The organism is Photorhabdus namnaonensis, from assembly GCF_001684335.1.
Lineage (GTDB): Bacteria > Pseudomonadota > Gammaproteobacteria > Enterobacterales > Enterobacteriaceae > Photorhabdus > Photorhabdus namnaonensis.
Genome location: NZ_LOIC01000094.1, coordinates 93715 through 95477, shown reverse-complemented (window position 1 = coordinate 95477; position 1763 = coordinate 93715). Strand labels below are relative to the sequence as shown.

The following is a 1763-nucleotide window of genomic DNA, read 5'->3' as shown; positions in this document are numbered from 1 at the left end:
TGCCGGTGTAGTCCTTCCAGACCGGCAGAATGTTGGCATCGCTCAAATACCATTGTTGAGCAGCTAATGGATCAAGCGGGACTTCCGGGGTCAGTAATGTCGCAACGGCACGCATCGGCGCGGTTTCCCCACTACTCAGATCGACTACCGATGCTGACGGATTACCGGCTGCGTCAGTTACACCATATTTAAAGCTAATGACACCGGTGTAATTTGCATCCGGCGTAAATAAGACATCGCCCTGGGCTGTGAGTTTGACCGTACCGCCTATCGCATCCCCAACATTGGCAATGCGCAGGGCGCCCTGACTGTTAAGATGTTGATCGTTAGCCAACAGACTTTCTGCGGCAATCAGATGTGGCTGAGTACGATCAAAAACCTTGCCGTCCTTGTCGTGAGTGAGGACATCCTCGACAGGCATCGCATTGGGTATTTGTAAATCAACCGCCGAAATATCCGCGAAATTGAGTTTCTGGATATTTTTCAGCGTAACCGTACCGTCACGCCCGGCGACCTTATCGGCCACCACATACCCACTGTCGGTACGGGTGATTTGATAATCGCCGTGGTTACCGTGTAGGCTGACGATGTTGATCCCGCCGTCCCCGTCAATCGTAGCATTGCCGTGACCCACTTCGATCACGTCGTCACCAAAGCCGCCAAAAATCTTATCATCACCGCCGCCAGCGTGAATGATGCTGCCGCCTTCGGAAGCATAGATTTTATCGCCCTGAGGACCGGCATAGATAACCGATTTACCACTGCCGCCAATGATGGTGTTATGCCCGCTGCCGCCGACCAGGACGTCATTACCCATGCCACCGACCAGAACCGAATCACCGGAACCACCCTTGATAAAGACACCGTTGGCTCCGCCGCTTCTGATTACATCACTGCCGCTCCCGCCTTGAGCCATAGTTAAACCGGCTTGAGCCATGTTCAGCTCCACGCCTTTTTTGCCGACAACGATCGCCGTATCGTGCCCGCCATTGCCGTGAATGTTTTTCGTATCGTCAGAAGCGCTGATAACAAAAACGTCATCGCCGACACCACCGACATAGGTATTGCTCCCTGCGCCCCCGACCAGCCAGCTACCAGTTTTTGCCGCAATCAACGTATCATTGCCGCTGCCACCATACAGATTGCTGACTCCCAGTTGCTCAGCATTTAGGGTTTCATCTGTTTCACTCTGGCTGGCGTAAGCCGTGGTAGTGATATCGTTGGTGGTGGAAGTCACTTTCGTACCAGCCCCCTGAGTGCTCAGGGTGTTGCTAACGGTATCACCAAGAAAATCAACGGCCAGCATTTCCTGAGTTTTACCATTGATAGTAAACGATCCACTGGCAACAACTTTATTCCCATCACGGACTTCCGTTTTGTTCGAAGCCCGGACGTTTATCTGAGTAATACCCAATTCCGCCAGTGTCTTGAGTTCGCCCACACCGACTTTCGCATCGCGGGTACTGTCGACCCAAACCCGCAGCTTGCTCCAGATCGGGTCATTCTGATCAATCACTCCATCCTTGTTGGCATCTTCACTGGCTAAAGCACCGAAACCATCCTTGAATTTTTTTTCGCCAGCGGCACCGTTTATTCCGGCCTTACCATCGTAGTACTCGGAAAACATCTGGCTGGCATTTTTTATCTGACCGCTACCATCGTCGATCACCAGTATTCCGGTATTGCGATCTGCCCAGCCGCTGCGCTTAAGCGTGCCACTGTTGTCCATGTCGAACAGCACGCCGTCACGAATGTCAGTCATG

The 1763-nt window shown here is 52.6% G+C and carries 1 protein-coding gene; it reads right to left on the bottom strand.

Going from position 1 to position 1763, the window contains the following annotated elements; genetic code table 11:
* Positions 1-1762, bottom strand: a 1762-nt coding sequence (locus tag Phpb_RS27145) for a cadherin-like domain-containing protein (protein ID WP_489739830.1), incomplete at its 3' end; no start/stop codon positions are given.
* Position 1763: the final 1 nt, after the last annotated feature.